At 58.8% G+C, this 21051-nt stretch carries 22 protein-coding genes; 5 read left to right on the top strand and 17 right to left on the bottom strand.

Going from position 1 to position 21051, the window contains the following annotated elements; all coding sequences use genetic code 11:
• Window positions 1-3: 3 nt before the first annotated feature.
• Window positions 4-1032, bottom strand: a complete 1029-nt coding sequence (locus LJ360_RS15870; RefSeq protein WP_264994463.1) for an IS630 family transposase — start codon at window positions 1030-1032, stop codon at window positions 4-6.
• A gap of 336 nt (window positions 1033-1368) precedes the next feature.
• Window positions 1369-2340, bottom strand: a complete 972-nt coding sequence (locus LJ360_RS15865) for a TPR end-of-group domain-containing protein (protein WP_143066582.1) — start codon at window positions 2338-2340, stop codon at window positions 1369-1371.
• Window positions 2341-2538: 198 nt separating this feature from the next.
• On the opposite strand from LJ360_RS15865, the gene LJ360_RS15860 reads away from it, so the two are divergent.
• Window positions 2539-3081, top strand: a complete 543-nt coding sequence (locus LJ360_RS15860; RefSeq protein ID WP_091850183.1) for a MarR family winged helix-turn-helix transcriptional regulator — start codon at window positions 2539-2541, stop codon at window positions 3079-3081.
• Window positions 3082-3123: 42 nt separating this feature from the next.
• Here LJ360_RS15860 and LJ360_RS15855 read toward each other — a convergent pair whose 3' ends face one another.
• The 9 genes from LJ360_RS15855 to yegQ form a co-directional block, all read right to left on the bottom strand.
• On the bottom strand, window positions 3124-3582 hold the full coding sequence (locus LJ360_RS15855) for a SufE family protein (RefSeq protein ID WP_091850181.1): 459 nt from the start codon (window positions 3580-3582) through the stop codon (window positions 3124-3126).
• A gap of 77 nt (window positions 3583-3659) precedes the next feature.
• Window positions 3660-4202, bottom strand: a complete 543-nt coding sequence (gene sufT, locus LJ360_RS15850; RefSeq protein ID WP_091850179.1) for a putative Fe-S cluster assembly protein SufT — start codon at window positions 4200-4202, stop codon at window positions 3660-3662.
• 6 nt (window positions 4203-4208) lie between these two features.
• Window positions 4209-4355 (bottom strand): hypothetical protein, encoded by a 147-nt coding sequence (locus LJ360_RS15845; RefSeq protein WP_177186025.1) that lies wholly within the window; start codon window positions 4353-4355, stop codon window positions 4209-4211.
• Between the two features lie 111 nt (window positions 4356-4466).
• On the bottom strand, window positions 4467-4820 hold the full coding sequence (locus LJ360_RS15840; protein WP_091850177.1) for a HesB/IscA family protein: 354 nt from the start codon (window positions 4818-4820) through the stop codon (window positions 4467-4469).
• A gap of 13 nt (window positions 4821-4833) precedes the next feature.
• Window positions 4834-6087 (bottom strand): aminotransferase class V-fold PLP-dependent enzyme, encoded by a 1254-nt coding sequence (locus LJ360_RS15835; protein WP_091850175.1) that lies wholly within the window; start codon window positions 6085-6087, stop codon window positions 4834-4836.
• A 6-nt stretch (window positions 6088-6093) separates the two neighbouring features.
• Window positions 6094-7377 (bottom strand): Fe-S cluster assembly protein SufD, encoded by a 1284-nt coding sequence (gene sufD / locus LJ360_RS15830; protein ID WP_091850173.1) that lies wholly within the window; start codon window positions 7375-7377, stop codon window positions 6094-6096.
• A 15-nt stretch (window positions 7378-7392) separates the two neighbouring features.
• Complete coding sequence (gene sufC, locus LJ360_RS15825) at window positions 7393-8160, bottom strand: Fe-S cluster assembly ATPase SufC (RefSeq protein WP_091850171.1); 768 nt, start codon at window positions 8158-8160, stop codon at window positions 7393-7395.
• 235 nt (window positions 8161-8395) lie between these two features.
• Window positions 8396-9844: a Fe-S cluster assembly protein SufB gene (gene sufB / locus LJ360_RS15820; protein WP_264994459.1), complete on the bottom strand. Its 1449-nt coding sequence runs from the start codon at window positions 9842-9844 to the stop codon at window positions 8396-8398.
• A 391-nt stretch (window positions 9845-10235) separates the two neighbouring features.
• Window positions 10236-11546 carry a tRNA 5-hydroxyuridine modification protein YegQ gene (gene yegQ / locus LJ360_RS15815; RefSeq protein WP_091850167.1) on the bottom strand — a complete coding sequence of 437 codons (1311 nt, stop codon included), beginning with the start codon at window positions 11544-11546 and terminating at the stop codon, window positions 10236-10238.
• 160 nt (window positions 11547-11706) lie between these two features.
• Here yegQ and LJ360_RS15810 point away from each other — a divergent pair, with 160 nt between their 5' ends.
• Window positions 11707-12213: a helix-turn-helix domain-containing protein gene (locus LJ360_RS15810; RefSeq protein ID WP_413774374.1), complete on the top strand. Its 507-nt coding sequence runs from the start codon at window positions 11707-11709 to the stop codon at window positions 12211-12213.
• Window positions 12214-12696: 483 nt separating this feature from the next.
• Here LJ360_RS15810 and fabB read toward each other — a convergent pair whose 3' ends face one another.
• The 3 genes from fabB to LJ360_RS15795 all read right to left on the bottom strand — a co-directional run bounded on the left by fabB (window position 12697) and on the right by LJ360_RS15795 (window position 15809).
• Entirely contained in the window at window positions 12697-13911 is a 1215-nt protein-coding gene (gene fabB / locus LJ360_RS15805) for a beta-ketoacyl-ACP synthase I (RefSeq protein ID WP_091850166.1), read from the bottom strand.
• Between the two features lie 11 nt (window positions 13912-13922).
• On the bottom strand, window positions 13923-14432 hold the full coding sequence (gene fabA / locus LJ360_RS15800) for a bifunctional 3-hydroxydecanoyl-ACP dehydratase/trans-2-decenoyl-ACP isomerase (RefSeq protein WP_091850164.1): 510 nt from the start codon (window positions 14430-14432) through the stop codon (window positions 13923-13925).
• A 189-nt stretch (window positions 14433-14621) separates the two neighbouring features.
• Window positions 14622-15809: an NnrS family protein gene (locus LJ360_RS15795; RefSeq protein ID WP_091850162.1), complete on the bottom strand. Its 1188-nt coding sequence runs from the start codon at window positions 15807-15809 to the stop codon at window positions 14622-14624.
• 134 nt (window positions 15810-15943) lie between these two features.
• On the opposite strand from LJ360_RS15795, the gene LJ360_RS15790 reads away from it, so the two are divergent.
• Entirely contained in the window at window positions 15944-16318 is a 375-nt protein-coding gene (locus LJ360_RS15790; protein ID WP_264994456.1) for a SirB2 family protein, read from the top strand.
• Window positions 16319-16363: 45 nt separating this feature from the next.
• Here the strand turns inward: LJ360_RS15790 and LJ360_RS15785 are convergent, their stop codons facing one another.
• From LJ360_RS15785 to LJ360_RS15775, 3 genes are all read right to left on the bottom strand, one after another.
• On the bottom strand, window positions 16364-17026 hold the full coding sequence (locus LJ360_RS15785; protein WP_264994455.1) for an ion transporter: 663 nt from the start codon (window positions 17024-17026) through the stop codon (window positions 16364-16366).
• A gap of 17 nt (window positions 17027-17043) precedes the next feature.
• The gene (locus LJ360_RS15780) at window positions 17044-17190 is read right to left on the bottom strand and encodes a hypothetical protein (protein ID WP_264994453.1); all 147 of its coding nucleotides are present in this window, start codon (window positions 17188-17190) and stop codon (window positions 17044-17046) included.
• Between the two features lie 153 nt (window positions 17191-17343).
• Complete coding sequence (locus tag LJ360_RS15775; protein ID WP_091850156.1) at window positions 17344-18699, bottom strand: MFS transporter; 1356 nt, start codon at window positions 18697-18699, stop codon at window positions 17344-17346.
• Between the two features lie 275 nt (window positions 18700-18974).
• On the opposite strand from LJ360_RS15775, the gene LJ360_RS15770 reads away from it, so the two are divergent.
• Together LJ360_RS15770 and LJ360_RS15765 are read left to right on the top strand one after the other, a co-directional pair.
• A complete protein-coding gene (locus LJ360_RS15770; RefSeq protein WP_091850154.1) occupies window positions 18975-19436 on the top strand; it encodes a universal stress protein in 462 nt (153 codons plus the stop codon).
• Between the two features lie 41 nt (window positions 19437-19477).
• Window positions 19478-20980, top strand: a complete 1503-nt coding sequence (locus LJ360_RS15765; protein WP_091850152.1) for an MFS transporter — start codon at window positions 19478-19480, stop codon at window positions 20978-20980.
• Window positions 20981-21051 lie beyond the last annotated feature (71 nt).

The following is a 21051-nucleotide window of genomic DNA, read 5'->3' as shown; positions in this document are numbered from 1 at the left end:
ACATCATCCAGAGATATAAGCCAGGTCCGGATGACCAAAAAACGATTTCAATAGCTTTGGCAATTTCTGCAAGCGCCGAAGCTGCCGGTAAACAATGCTCCGAAGTTGTTCTTTACTGTTGATGATCTTTTTACCGACGTGGTGGTATTTGATGTAGCCCCAAACAGACTCATCAGGGTTCAGCTCCGGCGAGTACGGCGGCAGGAAGAACAGCCTGAGCTTGCCGTCGAGGCTCTCGACATACTCGCGAACGCGACGAGCATGGTGAACCGGGTGGTTATCGAGGATCAGGAAAACCGGCTTGTCAGCGTCTTGCACCAGAGCCTTGAGGAAACCGAGAAACGCATCGGTGTTCATGGTGCCCTGAATCGTTTTGAAGCGAAGCTCACCGCGAGGTGAGATGGCCGAGATCAGATTGATGCTGAAGCGACTGCCGGTATTGCGGATGATCGGAGTTTCACCCTTGGGCGCCCAGGTCGTGCCACTGTGATAATCAGACCGGATACTGGCTTCATCACCGAAGTAGATGGTGGCACCGACTTTTTTGGCTTCCTTGCGGATTTCCGGGTAGGTCTCTTCTTTCCACTGCTTCACGGCCTCTGGTTTTTGCTGGTAAGCCCTATGCAGTGGTTTCTGGGGCGTCAGCCCCAGGTTTCGAAGCAGACGACCAACCGAGACATCGCTTAACCGGACGTTGAACTTTTGCCGGATGAGCTCACGCACACGACCCCGGGTCCACAGGGCAAAATCAAACTTCAGCTGGTCCGGCGTAAAGGTTGTTATCCAGGTATACAGCTCCCGGATCTGAGCGCCGCTCAGCTTTTTGGGGCGACCAGAAATTTGCTTGGCCTTAAGTGCGTCAAAGCCACCCTCTCGGTAGGCAGCCAGCCATTCGTAAATTCGTGCCCGGCTCATGCCAAGCGCTTTGATGACGACTTCCGGGCTCTCGCCATCCATGACTCGTTGAACGGCGCGAACGCGAATGGCTTCTAATGTTTTGTGATCAAGTTTACGACCGTCATCGTGGCGCATGTGTGTAGATATCCGATAAGCTTGGCAAACGACCGCTACATTATAAATGATGTTCGCTTACTTTTGTACCCATTAGTAACAAACACCACAGGTCGCGACCTGTCAAGCGGGGGAGGCCGGGCGGCGCTTGTGAGTGGTTATATGTGGACCCGTATCACAGGGTTTTGGCCGCCTGTAGCCGGCCAGGACAGTACCCGATTATGTGATATTCATAACCAGTTTTCGAGTCATTTCGGCCCGCGTCGCCTGGTTCACAAGGAACCTGGGGTTTGTCGGTTCCCGGCACCACCCTGGCAATCAAGCAAGGCCTGGGCCAGGTTGCGCGCGGATGGAGGGTCAGGAGGGGGCCTGGGGGGTGTCCTGATCCGGATCGATCTCCTCCGGGTAGATCAGGTCCCTGAACGCCTGGTGTTCCTGCAGGCGGGCGAAACTGGGATCGACCGAGGCGTCATCCCGGTACGCGTCGGAAATCTCGATGGCCTTGCCCAGGTTGGTGACGGCATCGTCCCAGCGGCCAATTTCCGCGTAGGCGCAGGCGAGCTGGTAATGGGCGTGGCCGTTCTCGGGAGCCAGCTTGAGCGCCCGCTGACAGAGACTGATTGCCCACAGGGGCTCCTGCATTTCCAGTACGGCGTCGGCCTTGAAACTGAGGGCTTCGACGTCGTCCGGGCGAAGATCGAGGATACGGTCGTAGGCGGCGATCTTGTTTTGCTGGGAGGTTTCCTGGCTGGCCTTCAGCCATAATGAGTGCACCTCGTTGGTGCGCTCGATCTCGGCCTGGTTCTGGTGGATGATGTCAGACTTCTGCTGGAGCTGCTCCTCAATGGACTTCAGGCGGGTTTCATATTCCACGACCAGCTCGTTCACCCGCTTTTCGGCGAGGCTGGTGAGCTGGTTACGCATATCACGAATGGAGTTCCAGCCAATCACCACAAGGATGGAGGTCGCGCCGGCAATAAGATAGAAGAAGTAGGTGACGGTATCGGTGGCGTAGGACATGGTCTTGTCCGCCACAGACAGCTCCTTGTCCACCACCTTTTCGATCAGTTCCGCCCGTGTATTCTGCATTTCGGTTCGCAGGGCCTTGGTTTCTTCCAGCAGGTAGAGCTCCACGAACGGGGTATACATCGATTCGTCCAGTTCGGGAATCCGCTTTTCAACATCTTCTGCCGTGGGGCCGGTGTCCTGTTGGCCTGCAGGTTGCGCTGCCAGTTTCAGCGGTGCCAGTACCAGGGCAAACAGACTGGCGCAGAACAGTGCGTTGCGGGAAGTGCGTGAAAGGTTCGGCAGGGACAGTAACTGAAACATCGTGATTCCTGTGGTCAGCGGACAACCGGGCCCCGGGCCCCGGCCGTTTTGACGAGACCATAGCATAACCAGCCCGCAGGTGTCCGGTCTCGCCTGCCTCAGTTCGGGTCTATGGCGATAAGGGGCAACCCCGACTTGCATTCAGGGGCGCAAAGACCTCTAATAGTTAGTGGTATAAACAAATGGTAGCTGTGAGACATGTCCAATCTAAATGAGCGTCATAGCGGGCAAGCCGCCCACACGGATAGCAAGAGCTACGAGCAGGTTCTGGTGGCGCTGCGGCGGGTCATTCGGGCCACCGATCTCCATTCGAAGCGCCTGAGCAAACATGCCGGCCTGACCGGCCCGCAACTATTGATCATGCGCACGATTCGCGACCTGGGCGAGGTGACCATCGGTACTATTGCCGACCACGTCAGTCTGAGCCAGGCGACAGTCACCACCATTCTTGATCGCCTTGAGCATCGTGACCTGGTTTACCGGGTACGTAGCACCCGGGACAAGCGCAAGGTACATGCTCATCTGACGGACGACGGTGCTGCGTTGCTGGCACGGGCGCCACTGCCACTGCAGGACAACTTTATCCGCAAGTTCCAGAACCTGGACCAGTGGGAGCAGAGCATGATCGTGGCATCACTGCAGCGGGTGGCCAATATGATGGACGCCGACGATATCGATGCCTCACCGGTGCTTGATGTGGGTTCGGTGCTGCGGGAAGACGGCTGGAAAGAAAAGGGCTGAGCCCCCCGGCGCACAGTGCCCCACCCGTGCAGGTTCAGTCGTTCAGGCGGCCTGCCGTGCGGCAATGTCGCGGATTTTCCCTACCATGGCCCTCAGGCCATTACCCCGGGTCGGGGAAATATGCCGGAACAGGTCCAGCTGTTCGAACAGTTCGTCTACATCCGTGGTGAGCAGATCTCTCGGCGCCTTTCCGTTCAGGGCCACCAGGATAATCGCAGCCAGCCCTCGTACGATCATGGCGTCCGAATCAATCAGCAGGTAGAGCCGGCCGCTGTCTTGATCGAAGTGATCAATCAGCCATACCTGGCTCTGGCAGCCATGTACGTAGTTTTTCTCGACCCGTTCATCGTCCGGAAAGGCCGGCAGTTGCTTGCCCAGATCGATGATATAGGCATAGCGCTCTTCCCAGTCGTCCAGTAACTCGAAGGCATCGAGTACATCATCCAGGGTGGTTTCACTGCCCAGGGGGTTGTCGAGGAATTGCTGTTTGCTGGCGGTCATAGGTCTGCCGTGCTGGTTCGCGATTCAGGTGGCTGGTAGTAGCTCCAGGTCAGTCAGGCGCAAGGATAGCGTGTCTGTCAGAGCATGCCCAGTTCAAGCTTGGCTTCGTCCGTGAGCATTTCGCTGCTCCAGGGCGGGTCGAAGGTCAGTTCCACCGTCACCTTGTCCACGTTGGGCACATGCTCAACCTTGCGTTTTACATCATCGGTGATGACTGGCCCCATGCCGCAACCGGCCGCGGTAAGGGTCATCAGAATGTGTATGTGGTTGCCGTCAGCGCTGTCGTTTTCAATGTTGCAATCGTAGATCAGCCCCAGGTCCACTACGTTGACGGGAATTTCCGGGTCGTAGCAGTTTCGCAGTGCTTCCCACACCTGGTTCTCGTTGACCGTGCCGTCTGCGGGGGTCTCGAAGCTGCTCTCCAGGGGCTGCTTACCCAGGGCGTCGGCATCATGCCCTTCAATGCGCGCCAGATTGCCATTGACGGCCACTGTGAAACTGCCACCAAGCGACTGTGTGATGGTGACAAAGGTGTCCGACGGAATCATGATTTCGGTGCCGGAGGGGACCAGGCGGGCTTCCACCTCGCGCTTGGTCAGGACCACTTCCCGTTCTTGCATGCTGAATCAGCCTTTTCTAAAGCTCTCTTTTTGCCACGGAATCCACGGCCCTTCGACAGGCTCAGGGCGAACGGAAAAAAGGCAAAGACTTTCCTGGCCACTAAATCCACGAAAGAACACGAAATCAAAGACAAACAAGTTTGAAGCTTTCATCTGTCATTTCCCGTGGCCAAGAATCCTTTCATTTTTTCGTTCGGTGCTTCGATGGTTTCCCGTTCGCCCTGAGCCTGTCGAAGGGCCGTGGACGCCGTGGCCAATAAATCGTCAAGCCACTGTAAAACTCTCACCACAACCACACTCGGCGGTGGCATTGGGGTTACGGAACTCGAACATGGAGTTCACGCCCTGGGTCACGAAGTCGATTTCGGTGCCGTTGACCATGGGCAGGTGCTCTTTTTTCACATAGATGTTCACGCCATCCACGGTATACACCTCGTCATCCGCCGAGACTTCGTCCACCCATTGAGTTTCATACTTGAAGCCGGAGCAGCCGCTCTTCTTGATGCACAGGCGGATGCCCCTCGCTTCCGGCTTCTTTTCCAGTTGCTTGCGGACGTGTCTGACCGCACTGGGGGTCATGGTGACGCCCACAGTGGGAGTGAAGGTTTCGGCTGTCATTGTTCCACCTCCATCAGGCAAACAGGCGCTGGATCTTCTGCAGACCGGTAAATAACTGGTCCACCTCCTCCAGCGTATTGTAGAACGCAAAGGACGCCCGGGCCGTGCCCGGTACGCCATAGAAATCCATCAGCGGCATGGCGCAGTGATGGCCGGTGCGGATGGCGATGCCCTGCTGGTCCAGCAGGGTACCTATATCACTGGGGTGCAGGCCATCGATTTTAAAGGACAGTACCGGCACCTTTCGTTTGGCAGTGCCAATCAGGCTCATACCGGGCACCGTTTCCAGCAGTTCATTGGCCCGGGTAAGCAGGGCATTTTCTGCAGCCTCCATGGCCTGCCGGTCAAAACCATTGAGATAATCGATGGCCGCCCCAAGTCCCACCGCCTCGGCAATCGCCGGGGTACCTGCCTCGAATTTGTAGGGCAGGGTATTCCACGTGGTGCGCTCGAACGACACCCGCTCGATCATCTCTCCGCCGCCCTGATAGGGCGGCATTTCCTCGAGCAACTGCTCCTTGCCGTATAGCACGCCGATACCGGTGGGGCCAAACACCTTGTGGGATGAGAAGGCGTAGAAATCACAACCCAGGGCCTGTACGTCCGGCTGGAAGTGCGGCACCGCCTGGGCACCATCCAGCACGGTGATCACGCCCAGGGCCTTTGCCTGCTCGATTAACGGTGCTACCGGGTTAATGGTGCCCAGCACGTTGGACACATGGGTAATGGCCAGCACCCGGGTGCGGTCACCCAGCAGGCTGTTGAAGGAGTCCAGGTCCAGCTCGCCGTCCGGAGTGACCTGTACGGGAACGACCTTCGCACCCGTACGCTCGGCCACCATCTGCCAGGGCACGATATTGGCGTGGTGCTCCATGTAGCTCACCAGGATCTCGTCGCCGGCTTTCAGGCGCGGCGCCAGGCCGTTGGCCACCAGGTTAATGGCCTCGGTAGTGCCCCTGGTCCAGATGATCTGGCGGGTGCTTTCGGCATTCAGGAAGCCCCGGACGGTCTCCCTGGCACCTTCGAAGGCGGTTGTGGCGCGATCGCCAAGGGTATGGGCACCCCGGTGAACGTTGGAGTGCATCTCCCGGTAATACCGGTCCATGGCATCCAGTACCGCCTGGGGCTTCTGGGCCGAGGCGCCATTGTCCAGGTACACCAGCGGCTTGCCGTTCACCTGCTGGGACAGTATCGGAAAGTCCTGGCGAACAGCGGCTACGTCAAAGCCGGAGGTTGGTGCGGTCTTGGCCACGGAAAGATCGGACATACCGGATCAGGCCTCCTCAAAGGTATCGTCAAAAAACCGGTTAAGGCGCTCATTGGCGCTGTCGCGAACCTGCTCCACCGGAATCTGGGTGACCAGTTCGTTGATGAACGCCATAGTCAGCAGAACGTTGGCTTCCCGCCGGGAAATACCCCGGGATACCAGGTAGAACAGGGACGTTTCGTCCAGCTGACCGATGGTGGCGCCGTGGGCGCATTTCACGTCATCGGCGTAGATCTCCAGCTCCGGCTTGGTGTCTATCTCCGCGCCGGTGGAGAGCAGCAGGTTCTTGTTGTTCATATCCGCATTGGACTTCTGGGCGTCCTGGTGGATATGAATGCGGCCATTGAACACGGCGTGGGACTCGGCCGCAGCGATGTTGCGGTAGGTCTCTTCGCTGTTGCAGTTGGCCGCTACATGGTCAATGCAGGTGTGGTTGTCGTAATGCTGCTTGTCCTGGGTAACCACCACGCCATTGAGCTTGCACTCAGCGCCTTCGCCTTCAAGTCGTAGTTGCAGGTCGTGGCGACGCAGGGGGCCGCCGAAACCGACGCAATGGCTCTCGAAGCGGGAGCTGCGCTGCTGGCGGACACCGGTGGCACCGATGTGCTGCACGTTCTGGTCCTCGGCGGTCAGGCGGATGCTGGTGATCTGCGCGCCATCGGCCACCATGAACTCGGTGACGGTATCCACCATCACGGGCTGATCGCCACTGGAAACGTACTCTTCCACCAGGGTCAGCTGGCTGTGCCTGCCGGCATCCACGTAGATACGCGGAAAGGCCGAACCGCTGGCGGTAGCGGTCACTTCGTGGATCACAAACAGTGGCTCAGAGAGCACCGCATCCGGCTTCAGGGTAATCAGCAGGCCATCCTCGAAACGGGCCGTGTTGAGCCTTGCCATCTGGGTGGCGTTGGTGTCGAGGGTATTGTCCAGCCGCCCGGCCAAGGCAGACGCTTCGTCATCGGACAGGTCCGCAAACCGCTGAACCGTCAGCCCGTCAACCTGGGGCAGGCGGCTGGCCTGCGGATCGATCACCCCATTACGAAAGACTACCCGGTAGCCGTCTTCGGCCGCCGATGTGGTCGCACTGCCGGCCGGCAGGTTCGTTGCCAGTTTATCGGACAGCTTCAGGTGCTTGCTGGAGTATTTCCAGTTCTCCGTCTTGCGGGTTGGCAGCGGCATGTCCACCAGGGCCGTACCGCGCTGCTCGCGCAGACTCAGCAGCGGACCGGGCAGGGCGTTGCCTGACGGTTGAAGAAAGGCGCTGGAAAGCGTTGGTGCTGGTTTCATTCCACGACCTCCCGATCAGTTGGCAGCTGCTGCTTCGTCTTCTTTGATGCCCAGCCAGCCATAGCCGCGCTCCTCCAGTTCCAGTGCCAACTCACGGCCACCGGACTTGATGATACGACCACCGGCCAGTACGTGGACGTAGTCGGGCACAATATGGTTCAACAGGCGCTGGTAGTGGGTCACCATCAGAATGGCCCGGTCTTTGGCTCGCAGCGCATTCACGCCGTCGGACACAACCTTCAGGGCGTCGATATCCAGGCCGGAATCCGTCTCATCGAGAATCGCCAGCTTTGGCTGCAGCAGCAGTGCCTGCATGATCTCGTTGCGCTTCTTCTCGCCACCGGAGAAGCCCTCGTTAACCCCGCGCTTGAGGAACGCCGGATCCAGGTCCACCTGTTTGGACACTTCCTTCGCCAGCTTCATGAACTCGGCTGCGTTCATCTCCGGCTCGCCCCGGTGAGTCCGCATGGCGTTAACAGCGGTCCGCAGAAACTGCAGGTTGCTGACCCCGGGAATCTCCACCGGGTACTGGAACGCCAGGAAAATACCTTCGCGGGCACGCTCCTCGGTTTCCAGGTCCAGCAGGTTCTCACCGTTCAAGGTCACTTCCCCTTCAGTCACCTCAAATGCCTCGTTACCCGCCAGCACCTGGGACAGGGTACTCTTGCCGGACCCGTTCGGCCCCATAATGGCGTGTACCTCACCGGCCTTGATCTCCAGGTTAATGCCCTTGAGGATCTCTTTCCCCTCGACGGAAGCGTGCAGGTTCTTGATGCTCAGCATTTGTCGGATTCTCTCTAGTCAAAACGTTCGAAATTCAATGAGTCTGTCCCGGTTCACCAAGTATTGAGCAGGCCATACGCAGGTCCGGGGACAGGGGGCGGGTAGGGTTTTCCGGGACCTTCAAAAACATGGACGTTTTTGAAGAGCCTCCACGGACGGATTCACGGCGTGTCCCGGAAAACCCTACCCGCCCGCTGGCCTTCCACCAAGGCCAGCGGACAATAATTCAAAAAGGTCAGCCAACAGACCCCTCAAGGCTGACCTCAAGCAACTTGCCAGCCTCAACCGCAAACTCCATCGGCAGTTCCTTGAACACTTCCTTGCAGAAGCCGTTCACAATCATGGAAACCGCCTGTTCCGGATCAATCCCCCGCTGCCGGCACAGGAACATCTGCTCATCACTCACCTTCGAGGTGGTCGCCTCATGCTCCACAATGGCCGACTTGTTCCGGCTCTCGATATACGGGAACGTATGAGCGCCGCAGCGATCACCGATCAGCAGTGAGTCACACTGGGTAAAGTTACGGGCATTTTCCGCGCCGGGCTGGAACTTCACCAGGCCCCGGTAAGCATTGGAGCTGCGACCAGCAGAAATACCCTTGGAAATAATCGTACTGGTCGTATTCTTGCCCAGGTGAATCATCTTGGTGCCAGTGTCGGCCTGCTGATAGTTGTGGGTCAGCGCCACCGAATAGAACTCACCGACACTGTTGTCACCCTTCAGGATGCAGCTCGGATACTTCCAGGTGACCGCAGAACCGGTTTCCACCTGGGTCCAGGAAATCTTCGAGTTCCGGCCCTGACAGGCGCCACGCTTGGTCACAAAGTTATAGATACCGCCCTTGCCGTGTTCGTCACCGGGGTACCAGTTCTGCACAGTGGAGTACTTGATCTGGGCATCGTCCAGCGCGACCAGCTCAACCACCGCAGCGTGGAGCTGGTTCTCGTCCCGCATGGGTGCGGTACAGCCCTCAAGGTAACTGACATAACTGCCGGCGTCGGCAACGATCAACGTGCGCTCGAACTGACCGGTATTGGCTGCGTTGATTCGGAAATAGGTGGACAGCTCCAGAGGACAGCGAACGCCCTTCGGAATATAGACAAAGGAACCGTCGGAAAAGACTGCGGAGTTCAGGGCAGCAAAGAAATTATCCCCCGCCGGGACCACCGAACCGAGATATTTCTCCACCAGCTCCGGGTACTTCTGTACGGCCTCGGAAATCGGGCAGAAGATGACGCCCGCTTCCGCCAGCTGCTCCTTGAAGGTCGTGCCAATGGAGACAGAATCGAAAACTGCATCCACGGCAACGCCCGCCAGTTTCTCCCGCTCGTGCAGGGGAATGCCCAGCTTCTCGTAGGTGCGCAGCAACTCCGGATCCACGTCATCGAGGGACTGGGGCATGTCCTCTTTCTTCTTGGGCGCGGAGTAGTAGGAGATAGCGTTGTAGTCCACCCGCGGGTAGTCAACGTGCGCCCAGGTGGGGTCATCCATCTCCAGCCAGCGACGGTAGGCCTTCAGGCGCCATTCGAGCATGAACTCCGGCTCCTGTTTAATCTCTGACAGGCGGCGGATGACATCTTCGTTCAGGCCGGGTTCGAACGTATCGGTTTCGATTTCGGTCACAAAGCCGTGTTCGTATTCCCGTTTGATCAGCTCTTTCACCTCTTTGTCGGTGGTCGCCATGATCGTCGCTCCGTAATTCTCTCATCGTGGGCCGCGAGGCCCTTATGTGTTGCCTGCAACCGGGAGCCCGGGGTTCAGCCGGCTACCGGGAGGCATGTGCGTCTGTGCTGGTTGTTGCAGTGGTCGCTCATCCAGTGAGTACGCCCTGCAATCGCTTGTTGGATGACTGGCCGCCGGTAATGGTTGGCAGCGTCAGGATGAGGCTGTCCTGCTATTTCTGATGACCGATTGTACAATATCAGAGTATTTTAGTCAGGTATTATTTCGTGACTGGCTGAATTATACCCCAAACCCCTGTCCGGGCACTAAGACAGGGGTTATCAGGGTAATAGGGGGAAGTGCACTTGCCGCGTGGCGAAAACCCATTCGCTCAGCAGGCTTCTCGTGGATTCTACGGACGATCAACCCGGGTCAGATAGGCGTGACCGAGGTTCTCCGGAAGGGCGGCGGATACCGGAATCCGGACACGGTAGCCACTGCCGGGCGCCCGTTCGAGGGGCTGGCCCTCAGTGGTTTCCATCCTGTCGGTGGTCAGTCGCACGTTCCCTGCGGGGGTGATCAGCTCAAGCTGGTCTCCCGGGCGGAACTGGTTTTTTACCTCCACCGTCAGCCACTGGCCCTCACGTGCGCTGATGGTGCCGACCACCTGCTGGGTGCCCAGATAGGACGAGCCCTGTTCGTAGGTCTGGTATTCCTGGGGAACATGCCGACGCAGGAAACCTTCTGTGTAACCCCGGTTCGAGAGCGCTTCCAGCTCATCCATCATCGCCATGTCAAAGGGCTTGCCGGCAACCGCCTCGTCAATGGCCCTGCGGTAGACGCCGGTTGTGCGCGCCACGTAGTAGGTACTCTTGGTGCGGCCCTCTATTTTCAGGGAGTGAACCCCCATTTTCACCAGCTCGGCGACATGCTGTACGGCCCGGAGGTCCTTCGAGTTCATGATATAGGTGCCGTGCTCGTCCTCGTAGGCGGGGATAAATCCACCGGGACGGTTGGGCTCTTCCAGCAGGATTTCCTTTGGCTCAACCTGCTCCACGCTATCGGCGGAGGTGGCGATCAGGTCTCCCGTCTGGTCGTGATCATGCTGTACCGGCTTGTAGTTCCAGCGGCAGGCGTTGGTGCAGGCGCCCTGGTTGGCGTCCCGGTGGTTCATATAGCCGGATAACAGGCAGCGGCCAGAGTAGGCCATGCACAGGGCGCCGTGGACGAAAACTTCCAGCTCCATGGTTGGCACCTGCTCGCGAATCTCGCGGATTTCGTCCAGTGCCAGCTCACGGGACAGGATGACCCGGCTGATTCCCTGCCGTCGCCAGAACTCCACAGTCGCCCAGTTTACCGCGTTGGCCTGCACCGACAGGTGAATGGGCTGGTCCGGCCAGCGCTCCCGCACCAGCATGATCAGCCCCGGGTCGGACATGATCAGCGCGTCCGGCTGCAGCTCGATTACCGGCTCCAGGTCCCGCAGGTAAGAACGTACCTTGTTGTTATGGGGCGAAATATTGGATACCAGGTAGAACTGCTTCCCCTGGCGGTGGGTTTCTTCAATGCCCTGGGCCAGGGCTGTTACATCCTTGAAACTGTTGTTGCGCACCCTGAGTGAATAGCGCGGCTGGCCGGCGTAGACGGCGTCGGCGCCATAGGCAAGGGCAACGTGGAGATGGTCAAGGGTGCCTGCGGGGGCAAGGAGCTCTGGCTGATGCATGGACTGAAACTTCCGGGATTCTGCAGTTGGGCGTGCAGTTTGCCGCAGAGGCGGGGACGATGCATTGACGCGACTCAATGTTCATCCTCACAATTTTGAGCTAACATCTGTACGCTCAAAAATGTCAGTTACTCAACAGAGACAGAGGGGTTTCCAGCTCATGAAATCGGATGCTTTGGGGACGTTGGTGGTCGCCATGGTTCAGTTTCTTCAGTCGTCAGGCTTTTCCCGGGGGGAGCTTGCCCGCTATGCGGGATTGTCGGCGGATGAGCTGGAGGAGCCCGAGTCCCGGCTGTCACCCTCACAGATGCAACGTTTGTGGCAACTGATCCAGACGCGGATTTTGCCGTCGATTACGTTCAGCCGGCAGGTACGTCCGCTGATTGCGCGGCACCTGGCCAGGGGCAAGGTAAAGGTGGAAGAGGTGGCAGCGGAGCTGAATATGAGCCGGCACACGCTCTACAAGAAGCTCAAGGAAGAGAACCTGACGTTTGCAGGCCTGCTGGAGGATGTGCGGCGGGAGCAGGCGCTCAACTATATGAATGACCGTGACCGGACCTTGTCGGAGGTAGCGGAGTTGCTCGGCTTTTCGGAACTGAGTGCATTCAGTCGGGCATTCAAGCGCTGGATGGGGAAGTCGCCGGCTGAGTTTCGGGCGGCCTGCTGAGTTTTGATTATTGCCCATTGGCGGTGGAATGAATGTGGCCCCGGGGCGGGGCGCCCAACCCGGTGAGACTTTTCTGGACACGCCCGCGAGTACATCCCTGTAGGGCTCGACGAAAACCATCCCTGGTTTTCGACGGTCCAGAAAAGTCTCCCCAGGTCGACCGCCCTTCATCGAAAGTGCTACCCGAAATAATGTCGCTCGGTCTGACTCCCCTTGACCTGTAACGAGGTGTTTCCATTAGCACTCAGAACGCCAAAAGGGTGATAAAAGCTGGGTTTCGGGGGCTAGAGATTGGGTTGTAGCGATATCTGTGAAGATCGCGAGCGTCGGGTTGGGGATGTTTTTCCGGACCGTCGGCAGCCAGGGATGGCTGCCGTCGAGCCCTACATGGACGTACTTGCGGGGCGTGTCCGGAAAAATGTCACCGGCCTGGCGCTCCTGGCACCAAACCAGCAGGGCTGGGGAACGAGGCCCCAGCCAGGGTCAGCCCTGATATTTCTTGAATACCAGAGAGGCGTTGGTGCCGCCGAAGCCAAAGCTGTTACTCATTACCAGCGGAATCTCGGTGTTCTGGACCTCGCGGACGATGGGGTAACCCTCCGCGCCTTCATCCAGTTCCTCGATGTTGGCAGACGGGGTGATGAAGTTGTTCTGCTGCATCAGCAGGCTGTAGATCGCCTCGTGAACACCAGCTGCACCCAGTGCGTGACCGGTCAGGGGCTTGGTGGAGCCCAGGGGCGGGATCTTGTCACCGAATACGTTCTTCACCGCCTTGAGTTCCGTGATGTCACCGGCCGGGGTGGAGGTACCGTGGGTGTTGATGTAGGAAATCTCGCCATCCACGTTCTTCAGGGCCTGCTGCATGCAGCGCACCGCGCCTTCACCGCTGGGCGCGACCATGTCAGCACCGTCGGAGGTGGCACCGAAGCCCACCAGTTCGGCGATGATGTTGGCGCCGCGGGCCTTGGCGTGCTCCAGTTCTTCCAGGACCACCACGCCGCCGCCGCCGGAGATCACGAAACCGTCACGGTTGGCGTCGTAGGTACGGGAAGCCTTTTCCGGAGTGTCGTTGTACTTGGTAGACAGCGCGCCCATGGCGTCGAACAGCAGGCTCAGGCTCCAGTGGACGTCGTCACCGCCGCCGGCGAACATGATGTCCTGGCGACCCATGGCGATCAGGTCCGCGGAGTGGCCGATGCAGTGGGCGCTGGTGGCACAGGCTGACGTGATGCTGTAGTTGACACCAGTGATGCCGAAAGCGGTGGACAGGGACGCGTTGATGGCGCTGCCCATGGTGCGGGGTACCCGGTACGGGCCCACACGACGAATACCTTTCTCACGATGGGTATCAATGGAGTCCATCAATTCCAGGGTGGACGCACCGCCAGTCCCCATGATGATGCCCGTGTTGTTGTCACGGATCTGCTCATCAGTCAGGCCAGACTGCTCGATGGCTTCTTTCATGGCCAGGTAGGCATAGGCGGAAGCCGGACACATGAAGCGCAGCAGTTTGCGGTCGATCAGCGACTTGTAGTCGATATCGATATTGCCGCAGATGTGGCTGCGCAGGCCATTGTCCGCGGCTTCCTGGCTGAAATGGATGCCGGATTTGACGTCCCGCAGTGATTGGGTGACTTCTTCTTTGCTGTTACCGAGGCTGGAAATAATGCCCATTCCGGTAATGACAACTCGACGCATGGTCCGGGCTCCTAAAAATCGTCTGTTGAGGTGAACAGGCCAACCCGCAGGTCCTTGGCTGTGTAAATCTCACGGCCGTCGACTTCCATGCGGGCATCGGCAATTGCCATGGTCAGTTTGCGATTGACCATTCGCTTGATATCCAGATGATACCGGACCAGCTTGTTCTCTGGCAGCACCTGGCCAAAGAATTTGACCTCTCCTGCTCCCAGGGCCCGTCCCTTGCCCTGGCCACCGGACCAGGCAAGGAAGAAACCAACCAGTTGCCACATGGCATCGAGGCCCAGGCACCCGGGCATCACCGGGTCACCTTGAAAGTGGACCTTGAAGAACCACAGGTCGGGATTGATGTCGAGCTCGGCAATCAGGCTGCCCTTGCCGTAGGCGCCATCACTGTCGTTAATGTGGGTAATGCGGTCCACCATCAGCATTTCGTCGATGGGCAGGCGCATGTCACCTTCGAACAGGCGGCCATGGCCACATTCGATCAGGTCGGCTTTATCAAAATGGTCTGGCTTCATGGGTGCAGGTGTTTCCGTTTCTGACTGTAACCCACACTTTACCGGTTACACAGGAAAAATCTATTGACCGATGGTTGTAGTTTTTTGACTGCTGGTTGCTGGAGTGTCCTCCAGGGCCCGTGGTTGGGGGCTCTGGAGGTAAATGACGCAGGCTAAAAGGAATCTTAGTCGAGGGCAGTTGGCGTGCGTTCAGCCGGGTTTTCCATCAGCCCTGGGACGTGCCAGCACACCGGTGTAGCGGGCAAGGAAGATTGCGTAGGCCAGTGCCCACAGCAGTCCGCTGGCGGTGATACCCAGGTGCCAGGGCAGCCCCTGAAACGCAGTGATGACCCGTACCAGAGCTGCCAGGTGGATAGCGACGAAGGCCAGCACCATGCCCTGTGGCAACACCAGCGGCCGGCCGGTATGGCCCAGGGAAACCCGTGCGATAACGCCGAGGATCAGGCAGGCAATGGCACCGGTACCCGCGGCGTGGGTCCAGGCGGACGCGGGCCAGCCTGCTGCAAGGTGCCCTGCCAGCAGGACCAGGGCAACCGGCACCCAGAGGATGGACAGGTGCAGAATCCACAGCAGTGGTTCCTGCCTGGCCAGCCAGCCTTTCCAGTGATACAGGCGCGTGAGCATCAGGATGGCGGCAATAATGGCGAGTCCCGCAGTGACCATGGACCAGCCGGTTACCATGGACGCCAGCAGCAACACCATGGCAAACACAGTGGCTATGTCCAGGGCAGGAATAACGCGGATGCGATCTGCTGCCAGCCCGCGCTGGCGGAGCCAGCCGGTGGTGAACGCCGGGGTGATGCGGCCGCCGATAATGCTGATCAGGGCCAGGCCCATGATCAGTGCGCCCCAGGCGTAAACCGGGTCCAGGCGGGTTACAAACGCCACCTGCATCAGCCACAGCAGGCCCAGAACCACCAGGATCATCAGCTGCCGTTTCTGGCGGGCATGCCAGATGCGCCAGCCGGCGTCCAGCATCACCAGGGGCAGGAAGGCCAGGTTAACCCCCTGCACCAGCCAGTAAGGCATGTCACCTCCAACCGTCAGCAATACCCGGGCGGCCGCCCAGACACCCCAGAGCAATAGAAGCCGAATCCCGTGGGTACGCTCGGTGCCGGTCCAGACACACACCGCGGTCAGCAGGAAGCCGGCAATTGCGGCGGACAGGAAACCGAACAGCATTTCATGCTGGTGCCAAAGCACGCCCGGCATGGCCAGGGGCAGCTGGATGGTGCCAGTTACCTGTAGCACCCACAGCGGGATGCCCACCAGCGACAGCAGTGTGAGGGACAGAAAGAAGATGCGGAAAGGGTAGGCAAAGAGCTGGGCCACGCTGGCGCTGCTGCGCTCGCTGTGGGGTGTGGATATGGCCTGCATGGCGGACCTCCGCTTTAACATGTATCGTGCGTATATATTATCGCGGAGCCATTGCGGTGACTATACCCGCTTGGAGGTAATCGTTGCCGGTATCACGTACAATGCGGCCAACACACTGGATCGGAAAGGAAAACATGGCGTACGTAATACTCAAACACCTTCATATGACCACCGCCTACCTCACGGTTGTGCTGTTTTCCCTGCGTCTGTTGCTGGACCTGGTGGGCAAGCCGGGATGGCGGGCAACGCCACTGCGCTGGATCCCCCATGCCAACGACACGGTTCTGCTGGTGGCGGGCATCAGCCTGTTGTTTGTCACACCGTGGATGCCGTTCGTCAATGACTGGCTGACCTGGAAGGTGTTCCTGCTGATTGGTTATATCGTCGCTGGTGTGTTCGCCATCAAGTCTAAATTCAGTGTGCCGGTGCGGGTAGTGGCTGCTGTCGTGGCTTATCTGCAGATTGGACTGATTTTCCATCTGGCCATGTCCAAGGCCGTGCCTTTCTGATTTCTGGGCCAGGCGCTTCCCTTCTCCGGGGAAGCGCCTGACTTGTCATCGGCGGCTGTGCTGGCTTAACTGGTCGGACAGATCGTTAAGCTGGCTCTGGATGGCGGTCAACTGGCGCGCCATCTCGTCCCGTTCGTCGTGGGCCTTCTGTGCTTCCTTTCTGTTCTGTTCCTCGCTCATCACCTCCAGGATCGCCCCGATCATCATATTCAGGAACACGAAGGCGGTAAGGAATATGAACGTCAGATAGTAAAGCCAGCTGAGCGGGTATTGCTCCATGGTGGCGTACATCACGTCGGTCCAGTCCTCGAAGGTTGCCACCCGGAAGAGGGTCAGCATGGCAATGGCCACGTCGCCCCACAGGGTTTCATCCACCTTTGCAAAGAACATGGACCCCATGGCGGCGTAGATGTAGAAGATGATGAACATCAGCAGGGCGATATAACCCATGCGAGGGATGGCCTTGAGCAGGGAGTTGATCAGGAAGCGCAACTCCGGCACCACCGATACCAGGCGTAGCACGCGGAAGACCCGCAGCAGCCGACCCAGCAGCACCGCCTCGGCATTGTTCAGGGGGATCAGGCTGCCAACCACCACCAGGGTGTCGAACAGGTTCCAGCCGTCCAGCAGGAAACGCTTCTTGTTGGGACAGGCAGCGAACCGGAACAGGATCTCGATCAGGAAGAACACTGTAATGGCATTGTCCATTACCGTCAGGCTGCTCTCTACCAGGGGGGGCAGGTCGTAGGTCTGGCGCCAATGGTGAGGGCGGACAGGATGATGATGGCGATCACCGCGCCCTGGAAGATCTTGCTGGATTCAATACGGCGCAACTGGTGCAACCCGGACATGGGGCTCAGCTCGGCGGACATAACAACGGCTCCAGGTGGACAGGACGCGGCGATTCTAATGCCAGTGCCGGATGGGGTATAGGCCTGCCGGATTAAATCAGCGCATTGCGTCGCGGCGTTTTCCGCCTGAAACGAAAAAGCCCCCGGGAATCGGGGGCTTTCGGAGCATGGGGGTTAATCCCGAGGCGGTGGCGGGTTAGTGCCGGTCTGCTGGTGTGTCCGGTTAAGTGGGTAGAAAAGGTGTGGGGCGGACAGCTCGGGAAGATCCGTCTGTTCCTTGTGGGCTGCCCACTCCTCGCGTTCGGCTGTGCGAATGGCGTAGTGCATCCAGATCAGGGCAGCGGCCACGATCACGAACATCAGCATGAAGCAGCTTTGCCAGATGCCGGTCAGGTCATTCAGGACGCCAAAGGTGAGTGGCAGGATAAAACCGCCAAGGCCACCAATCATGCCCACGACGCCGCCAACGGCGCCGACGTGAAGCGGGTAGTAGACCGGGATATGCTTGTACACGGCTGCCTTGCCCAGTGACATGAAGAAGCCCAGGGTGAAGATCAGCACGATGAACATGGGCAGGGTCATGTCCAGTGTGAAGCGGATATCGCCGTCGATACCGTGAATGATGTACTCGGTGGGTGGATAGCTGAGCAGGAACGTGCAGACCACTGACGCGATGAACGTCCAGTACATTACCCGCCGTGCGCCAAAGCGGTCAGACATCCAGCCACCAAGAATCCGGAAGAGGGATGCCGGGATGGTATAGAGGGCAGCGATCATGCCGGCTGTCCGGATTTCCAGGCCGTAGACGCCAATCAGGTAGTGCGGCAGCCACAGGGCTAGTGCCACAAACGCACCGAAAACAAAGAAATAATAGAGCGCAAAGCGCCACACCCTCAGTTCTTTCAGGGGCTCCATCTGTTCCATGAAGGACTTTGCCTTCTCGCCACCACGCTCCTGCGCCATGGGGTCCTCCCTGGCCACAAGGAGAAATACCACGCCCATGACGGCGAGCACGGTAGCGTATATCTGGGCGGTCTGCTCCCAGCCGAACGCCACCAGCAGGAAGGGAGCACCGAAGTTGGTTACCGCAGACCCCACGTTACCCGCGCCGAAAATGCCCAGCGCCGTACCCTGACGCCCGGGCTCGAACCAGGCGGCGGTATAGGCCACCCCGACAATAAAGGAGCCGCCTGCCAGGCCAACGCCCAGAGCGCCTACCAGCAGCATGGGGTAGGTGGTTGCGAAGGTCAGCAGATAAACGCACAGGGCCGTGGTAATCATCAGGATGCCGAACACCCAGCGCCCGCCATAACGGTCGGTCCAGATGCCCAGGAAGAGCCGGCTGATGGAGCCGGTCAGGATTGGTGTGGCCATCAGCAGGCCAAGCTGGGTATCCGACAGGGCCAGGTCTTCGGCAATACGGATGCCGATGATGGAGAAGATGGTCCATACCGCGAAGCACAGGGTGAACGAAAAGGTCGATAACCCCAGCGCCCGGTACTGCTGGGACCTTGTGGGACTGGTCGTCATGGCTGTTCTCCATTCCTGCATATCAGACCTTTTAACCTTATCAAAGACAGGGTTTTCGCTGGCGGGGCATTGGAGGTACCCCCTTCAGGATGAGTAGGGGTATGGAAATGCCCTCCCGTTCAGCTGAGGGGGGTAGATGCCCGGTTTCTCTGGTGGGGTACGCGGGTAAGTCGTTGATGTAAGTCAAGTAACGAGGTGACCCGGGTGTGGGGTAATGCTGATCGATATCAATAGGCCGCCTGAGGGGCGGTTGATGCGCTTATCAGGAGAACCCCATGAAAATCATGCTCGCCTACGATGGATCCAGGAATGCCAGGCTGGCCCTTGCCCAGACCATCACCATGTTCCGGGAGCTAAGGCCTCACCTCATCCTGGTGGCCGTTGCGGAAAATCCCCGGGACATTACCTCAGGCAACGAAGACCTGTTCCAGCAGGAAGTGGACGAACTCAAACAGCATCTTAGAGAAGCACTCGCGGTCTGTGAGAAGGAAGAAGTGACCTGCGAAAGCCTGATGCTCGAGGGTGATCCCCGCAAGATGCTGCTTTACGCCACCGAAAAGAAGTTCCAGCCGGATATGCTCGTTATTGCCCGCCACAGCCATGAGCCCGACGGCGGCTTTATCGCACGCTCCCTGACTTATTTCGTCGACGAACTGGATTACATGACCTTCGGCAGTGTGAGTTCCTTCCTCGCACGCCGCGTCCAGTGCCCGTTGCTGATTCTCCCCAGCCGCTGAGTGCGGTCGCTTTTACGAGTTGATAGCCCAAGGAGGCTGCCATGAAAGTCGCTGACGTGTTCCGCGTCCGCAATCCCGAGGTGAGGGCACTGCACCTGACCTGGATTGCATTCTTTATCACCTTCTATGTCTGGTTCAATATGGCGCCGCTGGCGTCGAGCATGCTCAAGAGCGTGGACTGGCTGACCGCGGATGACCTGCGGCTGTTCGCCATCTGTAACGTGGCCCTGACCATCCCGGCGCGTATCGTGGTGGGTATGGCGCTGGACCGCTTTGGTCCTCGCCGGGTGTTCTCGGTGCTGATGGTACTGATGTCCATCCCCGCACTGGCGTTTGCTTTCGGTAATACCATGACACAGCTGCTGGTCAGCCGCCTGGTGCTGAGCTCCATTGGTGCAAGCTTCGTGGTGGGGATCCACATGACCGCCATGTGGTTCAAACCCAAGGACATCGGCTTTGCCGAAGGGTTCTATGCCGGCTGGGGCAACTTCGGCTCGGCAGCGGCCGCCATCAGCCTGCCCACCATTGCATTGCACATGTACGGTGGTGAAGACGGCTGGCGGTGGGCCATAGCCCAGAGTGCCATTGTCATGGCCGGTTACGGTGTCTACTACTGGTTCGCCATCACTGACGGCCCCGAGGGCACGGTGCACCGCAAACCCCGCAAGGCCGTTGCGCTGGAGGTCAGCAGCTGGGGCGACATGGTCAAGCTGATCCTGTGGACCATCCCGCTGGTAGGGGTGCTGGGCATCCTGGTCTGGCGTATCCAGAACATGGGTTACCTGAGCACTACCTGGGCCATCGTGTGCTATGCGGTGATTGTTGCCATCGTCTGCTACCAGGTCATACAGATACTCAGGGTCAACATACCGATTCTGAAACAGGGCGTACCGGAGGATGACAAATACCCGTTCAACAGCGTTGCGGCGCTCAACAGCACCTATTTCGCCAACTTCGGCGCGGAGCTGGCCGTGGTTTCCATGCTGCCCATGTTCTTCGAGGAAACCTGGAGCCTCAGCGCCACCGCAGCTGGCCTGATTGCCGCTTCGTTTGCGTTCGTGAACCTGGTGGCCCGCCCGATGGGTGGCCTGGTCTCTGATCGCATGGGTAACCGCCGTTTTGTGATGCTCAGCTACATGTTCGGTATCTCCGTAGGCTTTGCGCTGATGGGACTGCTGAACTCCAACTGGCCGCTGATTATTGCCGTGGCGATCACCGTGTTTACCTCATTCTTTGTGCAGGGCGCGGAAGGGGCCACCTTTGGCATCATTCCTTCGATCAAACGCCGTCTGACCGGTCAGATTTCTGGCATGGCCGGTGCCTATGGCAACGTAGGTGCGGTGGTATACCTCACCATCTTCACCTTCGTTACCCCGACCCAGTTCTTCTACATCATCGCTGGCGGCGCGTTTGTCAGCTGGCTGCTTTGCATCATGTGGCTGAAAGAGCCTGAAAGCGGTTTCTCCGACGAGTACCATGTGTCCTCGGTGGACCTGCAGATTGAGGAGGAAGAGCGCCGTCGTCAGGTCAGTGCGACCACCTGACCCGTTGCCGGGGTGAGCAACCCGCCCGGAGTAATCCGGGCGGGTTTTTTTGTCGTTCTGATAAGCTGGCA

The sequence above is a fragment of the Marinobacter sp. AN1 genome (assembly GCF_026013985.1).
GTDB lineage: Bacteria > Pseudomonadota > Gammaproteobacteria > Pseudomonadales > Oleiphilaceae > Marinobacter > Marinobacter segnicrescens.
Note: the sequence above shows the minus strand (reverse complement) of the source record. Positions and strands in the feature narration are given on the sequence as shown.